The sequence below is a fragment of the Lysobacter sp. genome (assembly GCA_013141175.1).
Classification (GTDB): domain Bacteria; phylum Pseudomonadota; class Gammaproteobacteria; order Xanthomonadales; family Xanthomonadaceae; genus Lysobacter_I.
The window spans coordinates 4,031,409-4,047,837 of the sequence record JABFRN010000001.1; the positions used below are offsets into that span (position 1 = coordinate 4,031,409).

At 66.8% G+C, this 16,429-nt stretch carries 10 protein-coding genes; 3 read left to right on the forward strand and 7 right to left on the reverse strand.

The window, feature by feature from the left end; translation table 11 throughout:
- Positions 1–45: 45 nt before the first annotated feature.
- The 5 genes from HOP03_17505 to smc all read right to left on the reverse strand — a co-directional run bounded on the left by HOP03_17505 (position 46) and on the right by smc (position 8,872).
- A complete protein-coding gene (locus HOP03_17505; protein ID NOT89953.1) occupies positions 46–1,182 on the reverse strand; it encodes a DUF3011 domain-containing protein in 1,137 nt (378 codons plus the stop codon).
- A 135-nt stretch (positions 1,183–1,317) separates the two neighbouring features.
- Positions 1,318–2,319: an EF-P lysine aminoacylase GenX gene (genX, locus tag HOP03_17510; GenBank protein NOT89954.1), complete on the reverse strand. Its 1,002-nt coding sequence runs from the start codon at positions 2,317–2,319 to the stop codon at positions 1,318–1,320.
- Between the two features lie 118 nt (positions 2,320–2,437).
- On the reverse strand, positions 2,438–4,534 hold the full coding sequence (gene ligA / locus HOP03_17515; GenBank protein ID NOT89955.1) for an NAD-dependent DNA ligase LigA: 2,097 nt from the start codon (positions 4,532–4,534) through the stop codon (positions 2,438–2,440).
- An 84-nt stretch (positions 4,535–4,618) separates the two neighbouring features.
- Positions 4,619–5,332: a cell division protein ZipA gene (zipA, locus tag HOP03_17520; protein ID NOT89956.1), complete on the reverse strand. Its 714-nt coding sequence runs from the start codon at positions 5,330–5,332 to the stop codon at positions 4,619–4,621.
- A 21-nt stretch (positions 5,333–5,353) separates the two neighbouring features.
- Positions 5,354–8,872 carry a chromosome segregation protein SMC gene (smc, locus tag HOP03_17525; protein NOT89957.1) on the reverse strand — a complete coding sequence of 1,173 codons (3,519 nt, stop codon included), beginning with the start codon at positions 8,870–8,872 and terminating at the stop codon, positions 5,354–5,356.
- Positions 8,873–9,130: 258 nt separating this feature from the next.
- On the opposite strand from smc, the gene HOP03_17530 reads away from it, so the two are divergent.
- A complete protein-coding gene (locus tag HOP03_17530; GenBank protein NOT89958.1) occupies positions 9,131–10,177 on the forward strand; it encodes an N-acetylmuramoyl-L-alanine amidase in 1,047 nt (348 codons plus the stop codon).
- Positions 10,128–10,535, forward strand: coding sequence for a hypothetical protein (locus tag HOP03_17535; protein ID NOT89959.1), 408 nt, complete (start codon positions 10,128–10,130; stop codon positions 10,533–10,535). The genes HOP03_17530 and HOP03_17535 overlap by 50 nt, the downstream gene beginning before the upstream one ends.
- Before the next feature lie 19 nt (positions 10,536–10,554).
- Here the strand turns inward: HOP03_17535 and ugpC are convergent, their stop codons facing one another.
- Entirely contained in the window at positions 10,555–11,640 is a 1,086-nt protein-coding gene (ugpC, locus tag HOP03_17540) for a sn-glycerol-3-phosphate ABC transporter ATP-binding protein UgpC (GenBank protein ID NOT89960.1), read from the reverse strand.
- A gap of 165 nt (positions 11,641–11,805) precedes the next feature.
- On the opposite strand from ugpC, the gene HOP03_17545 reads away from it, so the two are divergent.
- Positions 11,806–13,179, forward strand: coding sequence for a beta-glucosidase (locus HOP03_17545; protein ID NOT89961.1), 1,374 nt, complete (start codon positions 11,806–11,808; stop codon positions 13,177–13,179).
- 120 nt (positions 13,180–13,299) lie between these two features.
- Here the strand turns inward: HOP03_17545 and HOP03_17550 are convergent, their stop codons facing one another.
- Positions 13,300–16,410 (reverse strand): coagulation factor 5/8 type domain-containing protein, encoded by a 3,111-nt coding sequence (locus HOP03_17550; protein NOT89962.1) that lies wholly within the window; start codon positions 16,408–16,410, stop codon positions 13,300–13,302.
- Between the last annotated feature and the right edge of the window lie 19 nt (positions 16,411–16,429).

Sequence of the window (16,429 nt, forward strand, 5' to 3'; positions counted from 1 at the left end):
TACAGGCGAAACCGCGTCACAGAACACATCCGAAGACGGTATTTCTCAACGCGGACGTTCACTGCGCTCGCCGACGCGTTCGCGGGGAGCCGGTTGGGCCGTGTCGACCTCTGCCGTACCGCCCGTGCTGCGGGGCTGGACTTGGCCGGGCGCATCCTCGACTGTCTGGACTTCAAGCCGACCGGGGGCTTCCTCGACCGGCCGGATCTGGCGATCCACCCTCTCGACATTGCCTGGACGCCCGGCGACCACGTCCACAGGCGGGCGCTGATTCACTGGTGCCGTGGCCGCGCCACCGATATCACCGGGCTCGCGCCCACCGGACGTGTCCTGATAGTTCGACGAGCGTTTGCCGCCGGGCGTGCCGCCCAGATCGCCGGGCGGGCGCTGGTAACCACCGTTGTTGTTGCCACCGCGACCCGTCACGAATTCGGCGCGACAGCCCTGGGTGACCCATACGCCGGTGCGCGAACGGCCCCATGTCTGATTCTCGATGCAGGGCTTGTCGGACAGTTGGCGCAACAAACGGATATTGCCATTGCGACCGGAGGACATCGTGCAACTGTGGCTGCGGTTGTCGCGCGACTCGCAGCGGACCAGATCGTTGCCATAATTGTTTCCGTAATTATTGCCGTAGCCACCGTTGGTGCTGAACAGGGCGCGGCAGCCGTTGCTCACCCACACGCCGCGCGAATCGCTGCCCCAACTCTGGCCACGGACGCAGGGCGTGTTCGACAGCTGACGGACGAACTGGGCACGGCCACCGTAGCCATTGCAGCGTTCGGTGCGGCCATCGCGCGATTCGCAGCGGAAAGCGCCGCCGCTGCTTCCGTAGCCGTAATCGCTACCGTAACCATTGTTGCCGTAGCCGTAGCTGTCGCCATAGCCATTGTCATAGCCGTAACCGCTGTCGATGCGGAATTCGGCTCGGCAACCGGAGCTGACCCAGACACCACGCGAATCGGTGCCCCAACTGCGGCCACGCACACAGGGCGTGCTGGAAAGTTGACGAACCAGCTGCGCGCTGCCGCCATATGTCTCGCAGCGCTCGGTGCGGCCATCGCGCGATTCGCAGCGGATCAGGTCGTCGCCGTAACCGCCGCTCGACCACTGCGCCTGGGCAGGTGCGCTGGTGAGGCCAGCCACCGTAGCGGACGCGATGAGGAAAAGTGTGTTGCGCATTGTTTCCAACCCCCGAGTTGTGTGACGCCAGCATTTGCGTGAGGCTAGCGTCGGCCCGGACGCATGAACGGCCGGCGAATTTTCCGGCACGCCGCGCGGCCGGCGGAATTCCGTTCAGGAATCCTGCTTCCATGCTCAGGCATGGCCGAAATCGAAGGCCAGGACATCGGCGATCCGGTCGGTGCCGAGCATCGCCATCAGCAGTCGTTCGACGCCGAGCGCCACCCCGGCGCAATCCGGCAATCCGGTGGACATCGCCGCGAGCAGGGCTTCGTCGAGCGGCGGCTGCGTCGCGCCGCGCTCCGCGCGAACGCCATGGTCGCGCAGGAATCGCGCGCGCTGTTCCGAAGTATCGGTCAGTTCGTGATAACCGTTCGCGAGTTCCAGCACACCGAGATACAGCTCGAAACGCTCCGCAACCGCCGGTTCGCCGCCCTGCCCTGCGCGGATCTTCGCCAGCGCGCACTGCGAAGCCGGATAGTCGTACACGACAAGGATGCCATTGCGATCGAAACCCGGCTGCAGGCGATGGGTCATCAGCAGATCCAGCCAATCGTCCCGGTTGAGTCCGCCCGGGTCGATCTGGATGTCGCCGAGTGCCGCACGCAGTTCGACATCGGCAGCGGTGAACGGATCGATGCCGAGCCGATCGCGGTACAGGTCGCGGAAACGCGTCGTCGCCACATTCGCTTCGCGATCAAGCAGTCGCAACGCCGCCTGCACGAGCGCGACGGTTTCATCGATCAGCCGATGATGGTCCCAGCCGATCCGATACCATTCCAGCATCGTGAATTCGGGATTGTGCCGGCCACCCGCCTCGCCGTTGCGGAACACGCGACCGAGTTCGTAGCAATCGCCGACGCCTGCCGCAAGCAGGCGTTTCAGCGGAAATTCCGGGGAAGTGCGCAGCCAGCGCGTCGGCGACGCGCCATCGGTACGTCCGGAGAAATCCAGCGAGAACGATTCGATGTTGGCGTCGGTGTTGCCGGCGACCGACAGCACCGGCGTTTCGACTTCCAGCACCTCACGCGCGGCGAAGAAGTCACGGATCGTCGCGTACAGCCGCGCGCGCAGGCGCAGTGCGTCGATGGCAGCGGTGGGACGCCAGTCGGATACAGATGCGGAAGACGGTCGCATCACATCGTCATCCCCGCGAACGCGGGGATCCAGCGGCGTTCATTGCAGGGAAAAACAAGACTCTGGATCCCCGCGTTCGCGGGGATGACGGATAGACTTCGATCCGAAGGGGCACGCATCATGTCTGCGCATGTTCGGCAAGAAAAGCAAGCAGTGCTGCTTCGTCCCAGATCTCGACACCGAGCTCCTGCGCCTTCGCGAGCTTGCTGCCCGCAGCTTCGCCGGCGATGACGACGCTGGTTTTCTTCGAGACGCTGCCGGAGACTTTCGCGCCGAGCGCTTCGAGTTTCGCGCCGGCTTCGTCGCGCGACATCGACGCCAGACCACCGGTCAATACGACGGTCTTGCCCGCGAGCGGACCCTCGCTCGAACGCTGCGGCGCACTTTCGGGCCAGCGTACGCCGTTCGTGCGCAACGCCGCGACGACCTCGCGGTTGTGCGGTTCGGCGAAGAAGTGCGCGATTCTCGCCGCAACGATGGGGCCGACATCCGGCACCTGCTTGAGGGTGTCTTCATCGGCGGCCATCAGCGGATCGAGCGCGCCGAAATGACGCATCAGCGTCTTCGCCGTGCTTTCGCCGACATCGCGGATCCCCAGCGCGAACAGCACGCGTTCCAGCGCGGTGTCGCGGCTGGCGTCGATCGCGGCGATGAGGTTTTCCGCCCACTTGCTGGCGACCTTGCCGGCCTTCACCGTTTCCGGCGTGGTGCCTTCGCGCTCGTCGGCGCGGCGCTTCATGTCGAGGAAGTCGTCGAGTGTCAGCGTGTACAGATCGGCGACGGTCTTGACATAGCCGAACTCGACCAGCGCATCGACAAAGCGCTCGCCGAGCCCTTCGATGTCCATCGCCCGGCGCGATGCGAAATGGATCAGCGCCTGCTTGCGCTGTGCGGCGCAGAACAGGCCGCCGGTGCAGCGGGCGACGACTTCGCCCTCTTCGCGTTCGACCGTCGATCCGCAGACCGGGCAGACCGTCGGCAAGGCGTACGGCGGATGCAGTGCTTCGCCAGCGGCATCGCGCGGGCGGCGCTCGTCGATCACGCGCACGACTTCCGGAATCACGTCGCCGGCACGACGCACGATCACCGCATCGCCGACGCGCACATCGAGACGCGCGACCTGATCGGCGTTGTGCAGCGTGGCATTGGTGACGACCACGCCCGCGACCTGCACCGGCTTCAGCCGCGCGACCGGCGTCAAGGCACCGGTGCGCCCGACCTGCACATCGATGGCTTCGACCACCGTCGCTTCTTCCTGCGCCGGATATTTGTGCGCGATCGCCCAGCGCGGCGCGCGCGAGACGAAACCCATCGCGCGCTGCTGATCGTAGCGGTCGAGTTTGTAGACCGAGCCGTCGATGTCGTACGGCAGATCGTTGCGCCTCGCGCCGAGGTCGCGATAGAACGCGAGCACGCCATCGACACCGCGCGCGGTGCGCGCTTCCGGGCAGATCGGCAAACCGAGCGTTTTCAACCATGCCAGCGCCTGCGAATGCGTTTCGACGCCGGCCGGCATCGCGCTGACTTCGCCCAGCGCGTACGCATAGAAACTCAGGGGGCGTTTGGCGGTCATGCGCGGGTCGAGCTGGCGCAGCGAACCGGCTGCGCCGTTGCGCGGATTGGCCAATGTCTTTTCGTCGTTCGCCAGCGCCCACGCGTTGTAGCGCTCGAACGCGGCCTTGGGCATGAACACTTCGCCGCGCACATCGAGCACGTCCGGCACCGGACCGGCATCGTCGCGCAGTCGCAGCGGAATGCATTTCACGGTGCGCAGATTGGCGGTGACATCCTCGCCGGTGCTGCCGTCGCCTCGGGTCGCGCCGCGCACGAATACGCCGTGTTCGTAGCGCAGGCTGATCGCAAGCCCATCGAGCTTGGGTTCGACCGAGAACATCGGCGCGCCATCGCCGGTTTCCTTCTCGATGCGCGCGACGAAGTCCACGATCTCCTCGTCGGTGAAGGCGTTGCCCAGCGACAGCATCGGCACGCTGTGCGCGACTTCTTCGAATTTCGACGAAGGCCTGTTGCCGACGCGCTGGGTCGGCGATGATACATCCGCGCATTCCGGATGCGCGGCTTCCAGCGCTTCCAGCTCGCGCATCAGCCGGTCGTATTCGGCGTCCGGGATCGAATTGTCGTCGAGGATGTAATAACGATAGTTGGCGTCGTCGATCCGGCGACGCAGTTCGGCGATTCGGGCGGCGGGCTCGGTCATTGGCGAACGATCTGTAGGAGCGGCTTCAGCCGCGATAAAGCGCCCGAGGACTGTCATCGCGGCTGAAGCCGCTCCTACAGGACATCACCAGCGGGTGTTCTTGGAAATCGGCGGCGCTTCGTGCTGCCGGTCGTAGGCGCGCAGGTCGTCGCGGATGTGCGCGATGCGCTGGCGACCGAGCGCGTTGCGGGATTCGTCCAGCACCACGCCGTCGAGCAGTTCGGCCATGCGCTGTGCGGTGGGCAGCAGTTTTTCCCAGGCATCCAGCGCGGCGATCGGCGCCGGCAGGGTGAGAAAGAACGCGATCGCCGGGGTTTCCAGCGCCTGGATCTCCGTCATCTCGAAACTGCCGGGCTTCTTGATGTTGGCGACGCTGAAGATCGGCGCGCTGTCGGCACGGCCATCGACCAGCCGGTGGAATATGTTCATGTAGCCGTAGCTGAGCCCGGCTTTTTCGGCGGCGACCACGATGTCGGGGCCGCGCAATACCTGCCCGGACCGCGCCGCGACATAGAGCGTGACGATCTTGTCGAAGTCCTCGCGGTCGCGCTTGCCCACTTCCGGGCCGGACGGCGGCGGCGCAGTCTCGTGCGGTATCTCGTTCTGGCCGAAGGCGATATCGCCGCGCGCATCGGCAACCGCTAGCGACTCCGGTCGCGACGGCGATCGTTCGACCGGCTCGTCGCGGAGCTTGCGGCCCTGGCTCGGCTTGCGCGGCCGTCCGAAGAAATAGATCGCGGCGAGCAGCAGCGCGCCCGCAGCCACGATCCCGATACGCAACCACCAGATATCCGACATCGCGTTGACCTCGTGTATGAGTTAAGCCGCACCGGCGAGGCGCGCGGCCTCGGCCAGATCGACCGATACCAGGCGGCTGACGCCCGGCTCGCGCATGGTCACGCCGCTGAGCTGCTGCGCGGCTTCCATGGTCGCCTTGTTGTGGGTGACGAACAGGAACTGCACGTGTTCGCTCATTTCCTTGACCATCGCCGTGAAGCGGCCGACGTTGGCCTCGTCCAGCGGCGCGTCGACTTCGTCCAGCAGACAGAACGGCGCGGGATTCAGCTGGAAGATCGCGAACACCAGCGCGACGGCGGTCATCGCTTTCTCGCCGCCGGAGAGCAGCGAGATGTTCGAGACGCGCTTGCCTGGCGGGCGCGCCATGATCGCCACGCCGGTGTCGAGCAGGTCTTCGCCGGTCAATTCGAGATAGGCGTGACCGCCGCCGAACAGGCGCGGATAGAGTTCCTGCACGCCGGTGTTGACGCGGTCGAAGGTGTCCTTGAAGCGGCCTCGGGTTTCGCGGTCGATCTTGCGGATCGCTTCTTCCAGCGTATCCAGCGCGGTGGTGAGGTCGAGATCCTGCGCATCGAGATATTCCTTGCGCTGCGCGGCCTCGGCGTGTTCCTGGATCGCGGCCAGGTTGACCGGTTCCAGGCGACGCAGCTTGGCGTCGAAATCGGTGACGACCTTTTCCCAGGCGCGCGGGTCGGCCTCGGCATCCAGCGCGGCAATGACCTCGTCGAGAACGAAATCGGCGGCGACCACCGCTTCCGCGAGCTGGCCGGCCTTCAAGGCGAGCGCCTGCTGATCGAGCTTGCGCTGCGAGATCGCATCGCGCTGGCCGACCGATTGCTCGTCGCGCTGATGGCGGGTCTGCTCGAATCCGCGCAGCTCGTTGTCCACGCCTTCGAGCGCGGCGCGCGCGGCAGCGAGATTCTTTTCGGCGAGCACGCGCTGTTCCAGCGCGGCCTGGCGCTCGCGTTCGAGCGTGACCACCGGGGCGTCGCCTTCCGAGAGCTGCGAGGCGAGTTCGCCCAGGCGCGCGTCGAGCTGTCCGCGCTGGCCGCCCATGCGATCCAGCGCCTGCGCCAGCGCCACGATCTGCGCGCGCTGCGATTCGAGATTCAGCGCCAGCGCGTGCGCGGCATCGCGCGACTCGCGCGCGGCCTGGCGTGCGGCGTCGCGGGCTTCGGCCAGCGCACGGCGTTCGGCTTCCAGTGTCTGCCGGGTGCCTTCGAGTTCGCCCATCCGCGACATCGCATCTTCGAGCCGCGAACGCGCCTCGCGCGCCTGCTGCGCGCTGTTGTCGAGGGTTTCGATCAGTTGCGAGACATCCGCGTCGATCTTTTCGATCCGCGTGCGCGCCGAATCGAGGCGCCCCTGCTGGCTCTGCACTTGGCCCGCAAGTTCGGAGACGCTGCGATGGGCCAGATACAGCGTGCGCTGCGCGTCCTCGCGCTGCTGCTCGGCCGCGAGCATCTGGTCGCGCAGGCTGGCGATGCTGCGATCGAGTCCGGCTTCGCGCTGCTGCAGGGTTTCGATGTCGGCACGCAACGAATGGATTTCGCGTTCGCGCAGCAGCGCGCCCTGCTTGGCCGCACCGGAGCGCACGACGCGCACCCAGCCGGCACCGACCCGTTCGCCCTGGCGGGTGATCACCGATTCGCCGTCGCCGAGCCCGGCGAGCAGCTGGCGCGCATCGCCGAGGGTTTCGGCGACATGAAGTTTCGAGAGCATGCGCCGGATCGCGAGCGGGCCCTGCACTTTCGCCGCCAGCGAAGTGGAAGCGAAAACGGCATCGGTATTGTCTTCCGACACCAGCGCGATGCGGCCTTCGCCGAGTTCGCCCAAAGCGTCGACAAGCCCGCTGTCGATGGCATGCCCCGGCGACTCGACCAGCACGCCTTCGATCAGTTGGCCAAGGGCACTTTCGACCGCGTTTTCCCAGCCGGATTCGACTTTCAGCACTTCGCCGACGCGGGCGGCAGAGTCGAGGCCACGCTGTTTCAGCCACGCCACCGCAGCGCCCTGTTCCTGACCCAGCGCCGCGTGCTGCAGCGCTTCGAGCGAAGACAGCCGGCCGCGCGACGCCTGCGTCTGTTTGCGCACGTCAGCCAGTTCGGCCTGCGCGTTGCGGACCTGATCCTGCAGACCGACGACGGCCTGCTTGCGGGTTTCGAGATCCTCGTTGAGGCCGTCGAGACTGTATTTCTGCGTGTCGTGGCGATCCTGCAGGCCGGCGAAGGCCTCGGCCAACGCGGTCACGTCGAGCACGCCGCGTTCGCCGATCAGCTGTTCGCGACGACGCTCGGCGTCCAGCGACTGGCGATCGAGATAGTCGACCTTGGTGCGTTCGACATCGCCGGCACGTGCCGCTTCGCTCTGCGCGCGACTGTGGGCATCCCAGCGCTGCTGCCAGTCGGCGAGCTTCGATTCGGCGTCGTGCAAGGCCTGCTGGTGGTCGGCATCGGCGTCCTTGAGGGTGTCCAGGCGCGGCTCGGCGTCGGCAATCTGCGCGCGCAGCGTGTCGAGGCGGCTCTGGTCGGTTTCGATATGCAGGCCGATTTCAGACAGCGCCTGCTGGGCTTCGTCGCGGGCGCGCTGCAGGCGCTGGCCGAGGTCGCGCTGATGGGCGATCTGCTGTTCGATGCGGGCGAGCGTGCCGCCGGCTTCGTAGCCTTCGGCCTGCGCCTTGTTCAGCGCTTCGGCGGCGGCTTCGCGGCGGGCGCGACCGAGTTCGATCTCGCGTTCGGCTTCACGCTGCTCGGCGATGATCTGCTGCAGCCGGGTTTCTTCCTGCGACAGGCCTTCGCGCAGCGCCTGCAGTTGCCGGTCGAGCAGCCGGAACTCCAGCGCCTTCCACTCCGCGTCCTTGATCCTGCGTTCGGCCTGGATGGTCTGGTACTGCTCGGCCTGTTTGGCCTGCCGCGCGAGATGCTGCAACTGTTTGCCGACTTCTTCGCGCAGATCGCCGAGGCGGTCGAGGTTTTCGCGGGTGTGGCGGATGCGGGTCTCGGTTTCCTTGCGCCGCTCCTTGTATTTGGAGATGCCGGCGGCTTCTTCGAGATAGACGCGCAGTTCCTCGGGCTTGGCATCGATGACCTGCGAGATCATGCCCTGCTCGATGATCGAGTAGCTGCGCGGGCCCAGGCCGGTGCCGAGGAACAGATCGGTGATGTCGCGGCGCCGGCATTTGGTGCCGTTGAGGTAATAGTTGCTCTGGCCGTCGCGGCTGACCTGGCGCTTGACCGAGATTTCGTTGAAGGCCGCGTATTCGCCGGCGATGGTGTGGTCGGCATTGTCGAACACCAGCTCGACCGTGGCTTGCGCCACCGGCTTGCGCGCCGAGCTGCCGGAGAAGATCACGTCGGTCAGCGAATCGCCGCGCAGCCGGCTGGCGGCGCTTTCGCCCATCACCCAGCGGATCGCATCGATGATGTTCGACTTGCCGCAACCGTTCGGCCCGACCACGCCGGTCATATTGGTCGGCAGGTGCAGGGTGGTCGGATCGACGAAGGATTTGAAGCCGGAGAGCTTGATCGTGGACAGGCGCATGCGGTGGCGTTCGTTCTCGTCTGCGTCAGGCCGTCGGGGCGCGCGCGTCGTGGATCGGGAAATGGCGTGGATGGCCGGTTGCACGGACTCGTCCCGGCGGCGATCCGCGTGGGACATGCCCGGCCAGGACCGGCCTGCTTGATGGAGTATAGCGGCCGGAAACCCATCGACAGCGCGGGCCCGGCCAGAGTGGGGCCATTTGTACGCCCCGGTGGCTTGTGCTAAACCTCGGCCGCGACCAAACACAAGGAAAACGTGATGAGCGAGCCCGCCGCCAATCCGCCGGCCGTTCTGCCCAACGACCCCCACCACCGGCACAATGCGCTCTATCGCCACATGCTGGAGGGCGTGAACGCGGCCGAACCGGGACGCAACGCCGAGCAGCGGTCGAATCTGGCCGCAGGGCTGGTCGATGCCTACCTCCAGTCGCGCCCGGAGCGCGAACGCGACCAGCGGCTGGACGAAACCGTGATCCGCGACCTGCGGGTGGTGCCCGGCGCGCGCGACGCGCCCACGCCATCGCTGTTCGTGGTGTCCGGGACGCAGACGCCCAGCGATGCCACGCCCCGGATCTCCACTCCGCTTGCGACCGCAGACGTGCCTGCCAGCCAGACCTTGGCCGCCCACGCCCAGCAGCGCACCGTCGGCGCGGACGGCTATCTGACCGACCCGAACATCACCCGCACGCCGATCCCGGCGCTGGAACGCAATCCGCTGCCGGACGTGAACGGCATCGTGATGCATCGCACGATGGGCAGCACGGCAGCCGGCACGCTCGATCACTGGCGCGGCGAAGCCAGCCCGTTCGGCACCCATTTCCTGATCGATCGCGACGGCACCATCCACCAGACCGCCAGCCTGAACAACAACACCAACCACGTCGGCCGGATCCGGTCGCGCGGCGAGGTGGAAGGCACGCTCACGCCGGAGGGTGAGCGCGAGCTGGCGGCCACCCGGCGCCTGCCGACCAACGACTATGCCGACGTCAACAGGCTGGAGAGCGCACGGCCCTATCCGGAGCGCTATCCGACCAACCGGGACAGCATCGGCATCGAGGTCGTCGCCACCTACAACGAGCGCACCGCGACATGGCAGGAGCCGACCGAGGCGCAGCGCGCTTCGATCCAGCGCCTGGTGGGCACCCTGCAGCAGAACTACGGGCTGAACGACCGTGATGTCTATGAACACGACCGGATTTCCTACAAGACCCAGGGCGAAGGTGCGGGCCTGTACCAGCCTGCCGCTCCTGTGCGCGATGGCAATGATCCCGGCGTGCAACAGCAGCCCGCCGGCCCTCCGCGCTGATCCGGCCGACGTGATTTCCGTTCTGGAGATCGCGTCGTCCCGCTATGACCCGACCGGGGCCCGCGGCGACGGCCCGGCGCTGGCGGCGGACTGCCGGCAGTGGTCGCTGACCCGCCGGCAGGTGGAGACGTATTTCCGCCTGAGCAAGCCCATCGCGATGGTCGAGGCGCACGAGTTCGACACGCTGCCGTGCACGATCTCGGGAAAATTGCGGGCGGATGGCCGGACCTGGGATTTCGAGATCAACGCTGGCGCAACCGCGATGTGGCGCAGCGGGACCGATCTGAAGATGTTCGGCTGCGCCGATCCCGCCTGCGCGCCGCTGGTGCGGTCCATGCCGGACCACGGCGACGAATGACCGGCTGGGCGGCCAGGCGCTACAGGCGCCGGCCGTCGCCCGCGTCGAACAGATGCAAGTGCCCGGGCGCGACCCGCAGCGGCACCGTTGCGCCCGGCTCCGGCAGGTCTTCGGGCGCGAACCGGGCGACCAGCGGGTGCGGGCCGTAGCGCAGATAGGCGAACGCTTCGCTGCCGACGGGCTCGATCACTTCCAGTTCGGCCCCGAAGTGCGGCGTATCCCCATCCCCGCAACGCAGCAGATGTTCCGGGCGTAGGCCGATATCGAGGTCACGACCCAGCCACTGCGGATCGATCTCCAGCCCCGGCAGCGACAGCACCAGGCCTTCGGTCAATGCCAGGCCCGATACCCCGCCCTCGACGACCAGACGCCCGCGCAGGATGTTCATCGCCGGGCTGCCGAGGAAGGTGGCCACGAACAGATTGGCCGGCCTGCGGTACAGCGCCATCGGCGTATCGATCTGCTGGATCTCGCCGTCCTTCATCACCACGATCCGCTGGCCGAGGGTCATCGCCTCGATCTGGTCGTGGGTCACATAGACCATGGTGGTCCCGAGACTGCGGTGCAGGCGCGCGATTTCGGTGCGCATCGACATGCGCAGCTTGGCGTCGAGATTCGACAGCGGCTCGTCGAGCAGGAACACCTTCGGCTGCCGCACCAGCGCGCGGCCCAGCGCGACCCGCTGACGCTGGCCGCCGGACAGCGCGGCCGGACGGCGTTCGAGCAGCGCGTCGAGTTCCAGCGTGTCCGCCGCCGCCTGGATGCGCTGCGCGATCTCGGCTTTCGGATGACCGCGCAATTTCAGGCCGAAGGCCAGATTCTCGGCCACGGTCATGTGCGGATACAGCGCGTAGCTCTGGAACACCATCGCGATGTCGCGGTCCTTGGGCGGGACATCGTTGACGGTACGCCCGTCGATGGCGAGCGTGCCGTCGCTGATCGCTTCCAGGCCCGCGATCATCCGCAGCAGCGTGGATTTGCCGCAGCCCGAGGGCCCGACCAATACCAGCAGCTCACCGTCGGCCACCTCGAAACTGGCGCCGGCCACGGCGACGTGCCCGTCCGGGTAGACCTTGCGAAGCCGATCGAGCACCACTGTCGCCATCTTCCTTCCTCGTCCGGGTCGTGTCGTGCGCCGCGCTTCCCGACATCGACGATGTCGGAAAAGCGCAAGGGGTTACAGACCGCAAACCTTGATGTAGTCTTGATGTAACCGTTTACATACCGCTCCCGCATCATGCCATCGAAGCCGCGTCCGAGAAACCCCGCCATGCCGCACGACAACGACAGGACGTATCCGTTCCCTCCGGGTTTCCTCTGGGGCGCCGCGACCGCCGCGCACCAGATCGAGGGCTCGCCGATGGCCGATGGCGCCGGCCCGAGCATCTGGACCCGGTTCGCGCACACCCCCGGCATGACCCTCAACGGCGACACCGGCGACGTGGCCTGCGACCACTACCGGCGCTGGAAGGACGACGTGAAGCTGATGCGCGACCTCGGCCTGCAGGCCTACCGCTTCAGCGTCTCGTGGTCGCGGATCCTGCCCGAGGGCACCGGTCGGGTGAATCCGGCCGGGCTCGATTTCTATTCCCGACTGGTCGACGAACTGCTGGCCAACGGCATCGAACCTCTGCTCACCCTGTACCACTGGGACTTGCCCGCTGCGCTGGACGACAAGGGCGGCTGGCTCAATCGCGACTGCGCCGACTGGTTCGCCGAATACGGCAGCGTGCTGTATCGCGCGCTCGACGGCCGGGTGAAGAAGTGGGTCACGCTCAACGAGCCGTGGGTGATCACCGATGGCGGTTACCTGCACGGCGCACTGGCGCCCGGTCACCGCAGCCGGTACGAAGCGCCGATCGCCTCGCACAACCTGATGCGCGCGCACGGCGCCGCCGTGCAGGCGTATCGCGCCGAAGGCAAACACGAGATCGGCCTGGTGGTGAACATCGAGCCGAAATATCCCGACAGCGACAGCGCTGCGGACGCTGCAGCCGCACAGCGCGCGCACGCCTACATGAACGAGCAGTACCTGCACCCCGCCCTGCTCGGCCGCTACCCGCCGGAGCTGAAAGAGATCTTCGGCGACGCGTGGCCGGACTTCGATCCCGAAGATTTCAAGCTGATCGCGCAGCCGCTGGATTTCGTCGGCATCAACTACTACACCCGCAGCGTGACCCGGGCCAACGACAGCTACCCGCTGAAAGCCGGCGCTGTGCGCCAACCGCTGGGCACCTACAGCGAAACCGGCTGGGAAGTGTTTCCGCAGGGACTCACCGATCTGCTGCTGTGGTTCAAGCAGACCTACGGCGATCTGCCGGTGTACATCACCGAAAACGGCGCCGCGTTCTTCGACCCGCCGGTGGCGGAGAACGACCGCATCTGCGATCCGCTGCGCATCAACTATCTGCACAAGCACCTGCGCGCGATCCACGATGCCATCGACGCGGGCGTGGATATCCGCGGCTACATGGTGTGGTCGCTGCTCGACAATCTCGAATGGTCGCTCGGTTACTCCAAGCGCTTCGGCATCGTCCACGTGAACTACGGCACGCAGCAGCGCACGCCGAAAGACAGCGCGCGCTGGTATTCCGAAGTCATCGCCAGTCACGGCCGGAAACTGGACGAGCCGTCGCCTTATTGATTCCTGCCTTACTGATCCCCGCCCTACCGATTTCTGCCCTGCAGGCTCTCTCTCCGCCCACGGGCTGGTGCGCCCCGACGATGTCGATCCCCCGGTCGTCGGGGCTTTTTTTGCCTGCACTCAGCGCAACTCGACGCTCACCTCGACCGCCGGCGCTGCGATGCGCAGTTCGCCATCGTGCCATTGCGCGGACTTGCCATCGATCCGCGTGCGTCCCGGCTGCGCATCCGCCAGCGGCCACGGCAGCACCGCGCCGCCGGGCGGCAGACGCATGCCCGCGGCGAACCGCAGCACCAGCCGCTTCGGCTCACGTCGCAGCGTATAGCCGAGCCGACCCTGCGGCGTGCGCAGGCCATCGACCGCGATGCCGTCGCCATCGAGCCAGCGCGCGGGAACGCCTGCCGCGAGCACCAGGCTGTCGTCGGCTTCGCGCGGATACGCGAACATGTCCAGCGCCGAGCGCATGAAATCCGACGCGACCCACGCATGCGGCAGATCGCCGAGGAAAAACGGTTTGCGCGGCGTGCGCGACACCACTTCGCCCCACTGGTTCCAGCCGCGCGGCGCGCGGTCGTCGAAAAAGAACTCCACCGCATCCCATGCGCGCTCGCGCCAGCCCAGACGCACGAACGCGCCGACGTTGCGCCATTCGTAGGGCGTGTAGTCCTTCCACTGGCGCTTGCCGTCGCGGCGCTGTTCGAATTCCCGCCAGTAGCGCTCGAAGGTGTTGTGCAGCAGATCCTCCGGCAGGATGCTGTTCGCAAGTCCGGCCTGTTCGCCGCCGGGCGCGAGCGCGATGGTGGTCGAGGTGGGATCGAAGTCGCCAAGCTCGGCGGCGCCCGGCAGGTAGTCGATGCCGTGTCGCGCAGTCGCCGCACGCAGCGAGGCGCCGAGATCGGCGCGGAACCTATCGCGCGCCGCCGCCATGCGCAGCGCATCCTCGCGCTTGCCAAGACGCTGCGCGATCCACGCGGCATCCTTGTAGCCGCGCAGCGCCCAGAAATTGTCCCAGTACGAATGCATCGGCTTCGCCGAATAACCCTCGTGACTGATCGACACCGGCATCATTCCGTAGAACGCAGGATCGAGCGCGCGGTTGGCGTCGGTGCGCTCGCTGGCGCTGAGCGTTTCCATGTAGTCGAACGCGCCGCGCACGTGCGGCCACATCGTCGCCAGAAACGCATCGTCGCCGGTGTGTCGCGCGTAGTCGGCGATCGCGAAGATCAATTCGCCGTGGCTGTCGTTTTCGGGCACCGGGTCGCTGCCGCGATCGTCGACGCAGCACGGCACCTTGCCGTTGTCGAACTGGTACGGCGCATACCAGTCGAGGTATTCGCGGACCGCATCCTCGCGGCCCGTGCGCAGCAGGCCTTCAGCGATCATCGCGCCGTCGCGGATCCAACTGCGCGCGTACGAGCGCGTGCCCGGCTGCAGGCGCGGGCCGATGCGCGAGATCAGCTGATGCGCGAGCGCGGTGCGCAGGGTATCGACCAGCGGTTGGCCTTCGGCGGGCACATCGATGCGCACCGTGTCGAGCGTGCGGCGCCAACGTTCGGCAACGCTGTGCTGCCGTTGCTCCGCCGAGCAGGCATCACCTTCGCAGCCGGGTGCGCCGGTCATCGGAACCGTCAGCGCGATCTCGCGCGATTCCCCTGGCTGCAGGCGCATGCGATAGGCCATCGCGCCGGACGCGAGTCCGGTCGGATCGCGCACGGTCGTGGCCGTTGGCCATGCAGCGGCTGCGAGATGCGATACCGCCATCCCGCTGTCGAAGGTCGTGGCGAATGCGGCGTCCGGCGCACGCTCGGCGTACACGCGTTCGCGGCCGGCGACGCTGACGACGGCGCCATCGATGGCGAGCGCTTCGATCCGGCTGACACCGCCGGTGGTATTGAGGAACTGGCTGGGCGGATTGACCTGGAACGGCTGCACCGCCAGCGCCAGCGTGTAGTCGCGAACGACCGTGCCCGGATTGCGCAGCACATAGCGTGCGACCAACTGCGAGCGCTCCGGCGTGCCGTCGGCGAAGGCCGTCACCCGCAGCTGCGCCGCGTCATGCGACCAGTCGACTCTGGGAATCGGCAGATAGCCGTCCTGCAGCGATTGCGACATCGTCGCGTCCGCCCAGCGCAGCAGCTTGCCGTCGGCGATCACGAACGGTTCGATGCTGAAACCGCCCTTCCCGACCTCGATCGCGCCGTCTTCGCCGATCAGCCCCTGCTCGCTGCCGCCGTCGATGCCGAGGATCGTCCAGTACGCCTGTTCGCCGCTGAAACCGCGCGGGAACAGGCCGCGCGGCGAGTCTTTCGCCACCGACGCCACGAAATCGTTCGCGTTGGCCGCGAAGGCCAACGGCTCGACGCGCACTTCGTTCAAGGCATAGCCCACACCCAGACCGTCGCGCAATTCGATCGCGAGATGACGCGCTTCCGATTCCGGCAACGCGATCCAGTCGCGACCGCCGTTGCCGCCCGAGACCGCGCGCAGTTCGCGCCAGCGGCGGCCGTCGTCGGACACCTGCACCGCATAGTCGGAGGCATGCGCGCCTTCGGCCCAGTCGAACCGCAGGCCGCCGAATTCGGTGTCGCGGCCCAGATCGAGGATCAGGCGCTGGATGCCTTTGCCGGCACGCCATGCGGTATCGGCATCGCCGTCGATCGCCCGCTCCGCTTCGCCGCGCGCCGAAGTCGCGGTTGCGCTTGCGACCTCGGGCAAGGGGCGATCCTCCGGCAAAGCGGTGAACGTCAGCGCATCGAAACACACCGCACCTTTGCCGCCGGAACTGTTGTTGATCGTGAACTCGAGCTTGGCGCTGCTGCGCAGTTGCGGGTCCGCGCCCGGCCCCCAGGCCTTGCCGATATGCCTGCGTTTGTAGCGTATCGGCGTCCATGCGACCGGGAAACGATACTTCGGCCGGTTCACCCACCAGACGTTGTCGCCGCTGGCATCGATCAGTTTGAACTGCAGGTCGTTGTCCGGCGATTCGCCGCGCAGCTTGAAATCGAAACGGTAGTTGCCGGTGTAATCGATATCGAGATCGCGCTGGATGCCGACATAGCCGGAGACGCCGTTGAAGTCGTAGTCGAGGCAAAGCGCGCCATTGTCGGCGCGGATGCTGCCGCTGACCTGGGTCGAAGCGATGACGCGCCAGTGGGTTGGGTCGTCGAAGGTATCCAGAACGACGGTGGGATCCTTGGCCTGCGCGCTGCAGAACGCCATCAGCAAACACATCATGACGCAGTATCGAAAC

What these genes read in the sequence shown, in the direction of transcription:
- HOP03_17550 (NOT89962.1), bottom strand. Translation starts at nt 16,410, where the DNA reads ATGTGTTTGCTGATGGCGTTCTGCAGCGCGCAGGCCAAGGATCCCACC.
- HOP03_17505 (NOT89953.1), bottom strand. Translation starts at nt 1,182, where the DNA reads ATGCGCAACACACTTTTCCTCATCGCGTCCGCTACGGTGGCTGGCCTC.
- HOP03_17545 (NOT89961.1), top strand. Translation starts at nt 11,806, where the DNA reads ATGCCGCACGACAACGACAGGACGTATCCGTTCCCTCCGGGTTTCCTC.
- zipA (NOT89956.1), bottom strand. Translation starts at nt 5,332, where the DNA reads ATGTCGGATATCTGGTGGTTGCGTATCGGGATCGTGGCTGCGGGCGCG.
- genX (NOT89954.1), bottom strand. Translation starts at nt 2,319, where the DNA reads ATGCGACCGTCTTCCGCATCTGTATCCGACTGGCGTCCCACCGCTGCC.
- HOP03_17535 (NOT89959.1), top strand. Translation starts at nt 10,128, where the DNA reads ATGGCAATGATCCCGGCGTGCAACAGCAGCCCGCCGGCCCTCCGCGCT.
- ligA (NOT89955.1), bottom strand. Translation starts at nt 4,534, where the DNA reads ATGACCGAGCCCGCCGCCCGAATCGCCGAACTGCGTCGCCGGATCGAC.
- HOP03_17530 (NOT89958.1), top strand. Translation starts at nt 9,131, where the DNA reads ATGAGCGAGCCCGCCGCCAATCCGCCGGCCGTTCTGCCCAACGACCCC.
- smc (NOT89957.1), bottom strand. Translation starts at nt 8,872, where the DNA reads ATGCGCCTGTCCACGATCAAGCTCTCCGGCTTCAAATCCTTCGTCGAT.
- ugpC (NOT89960.1), bottom strand. Translation starts at nt 11,640, where the DNA reads ATGGCGACAGTGGTGCTCGATCGGCTTCGCAAGGTCTACCCGGACGGG.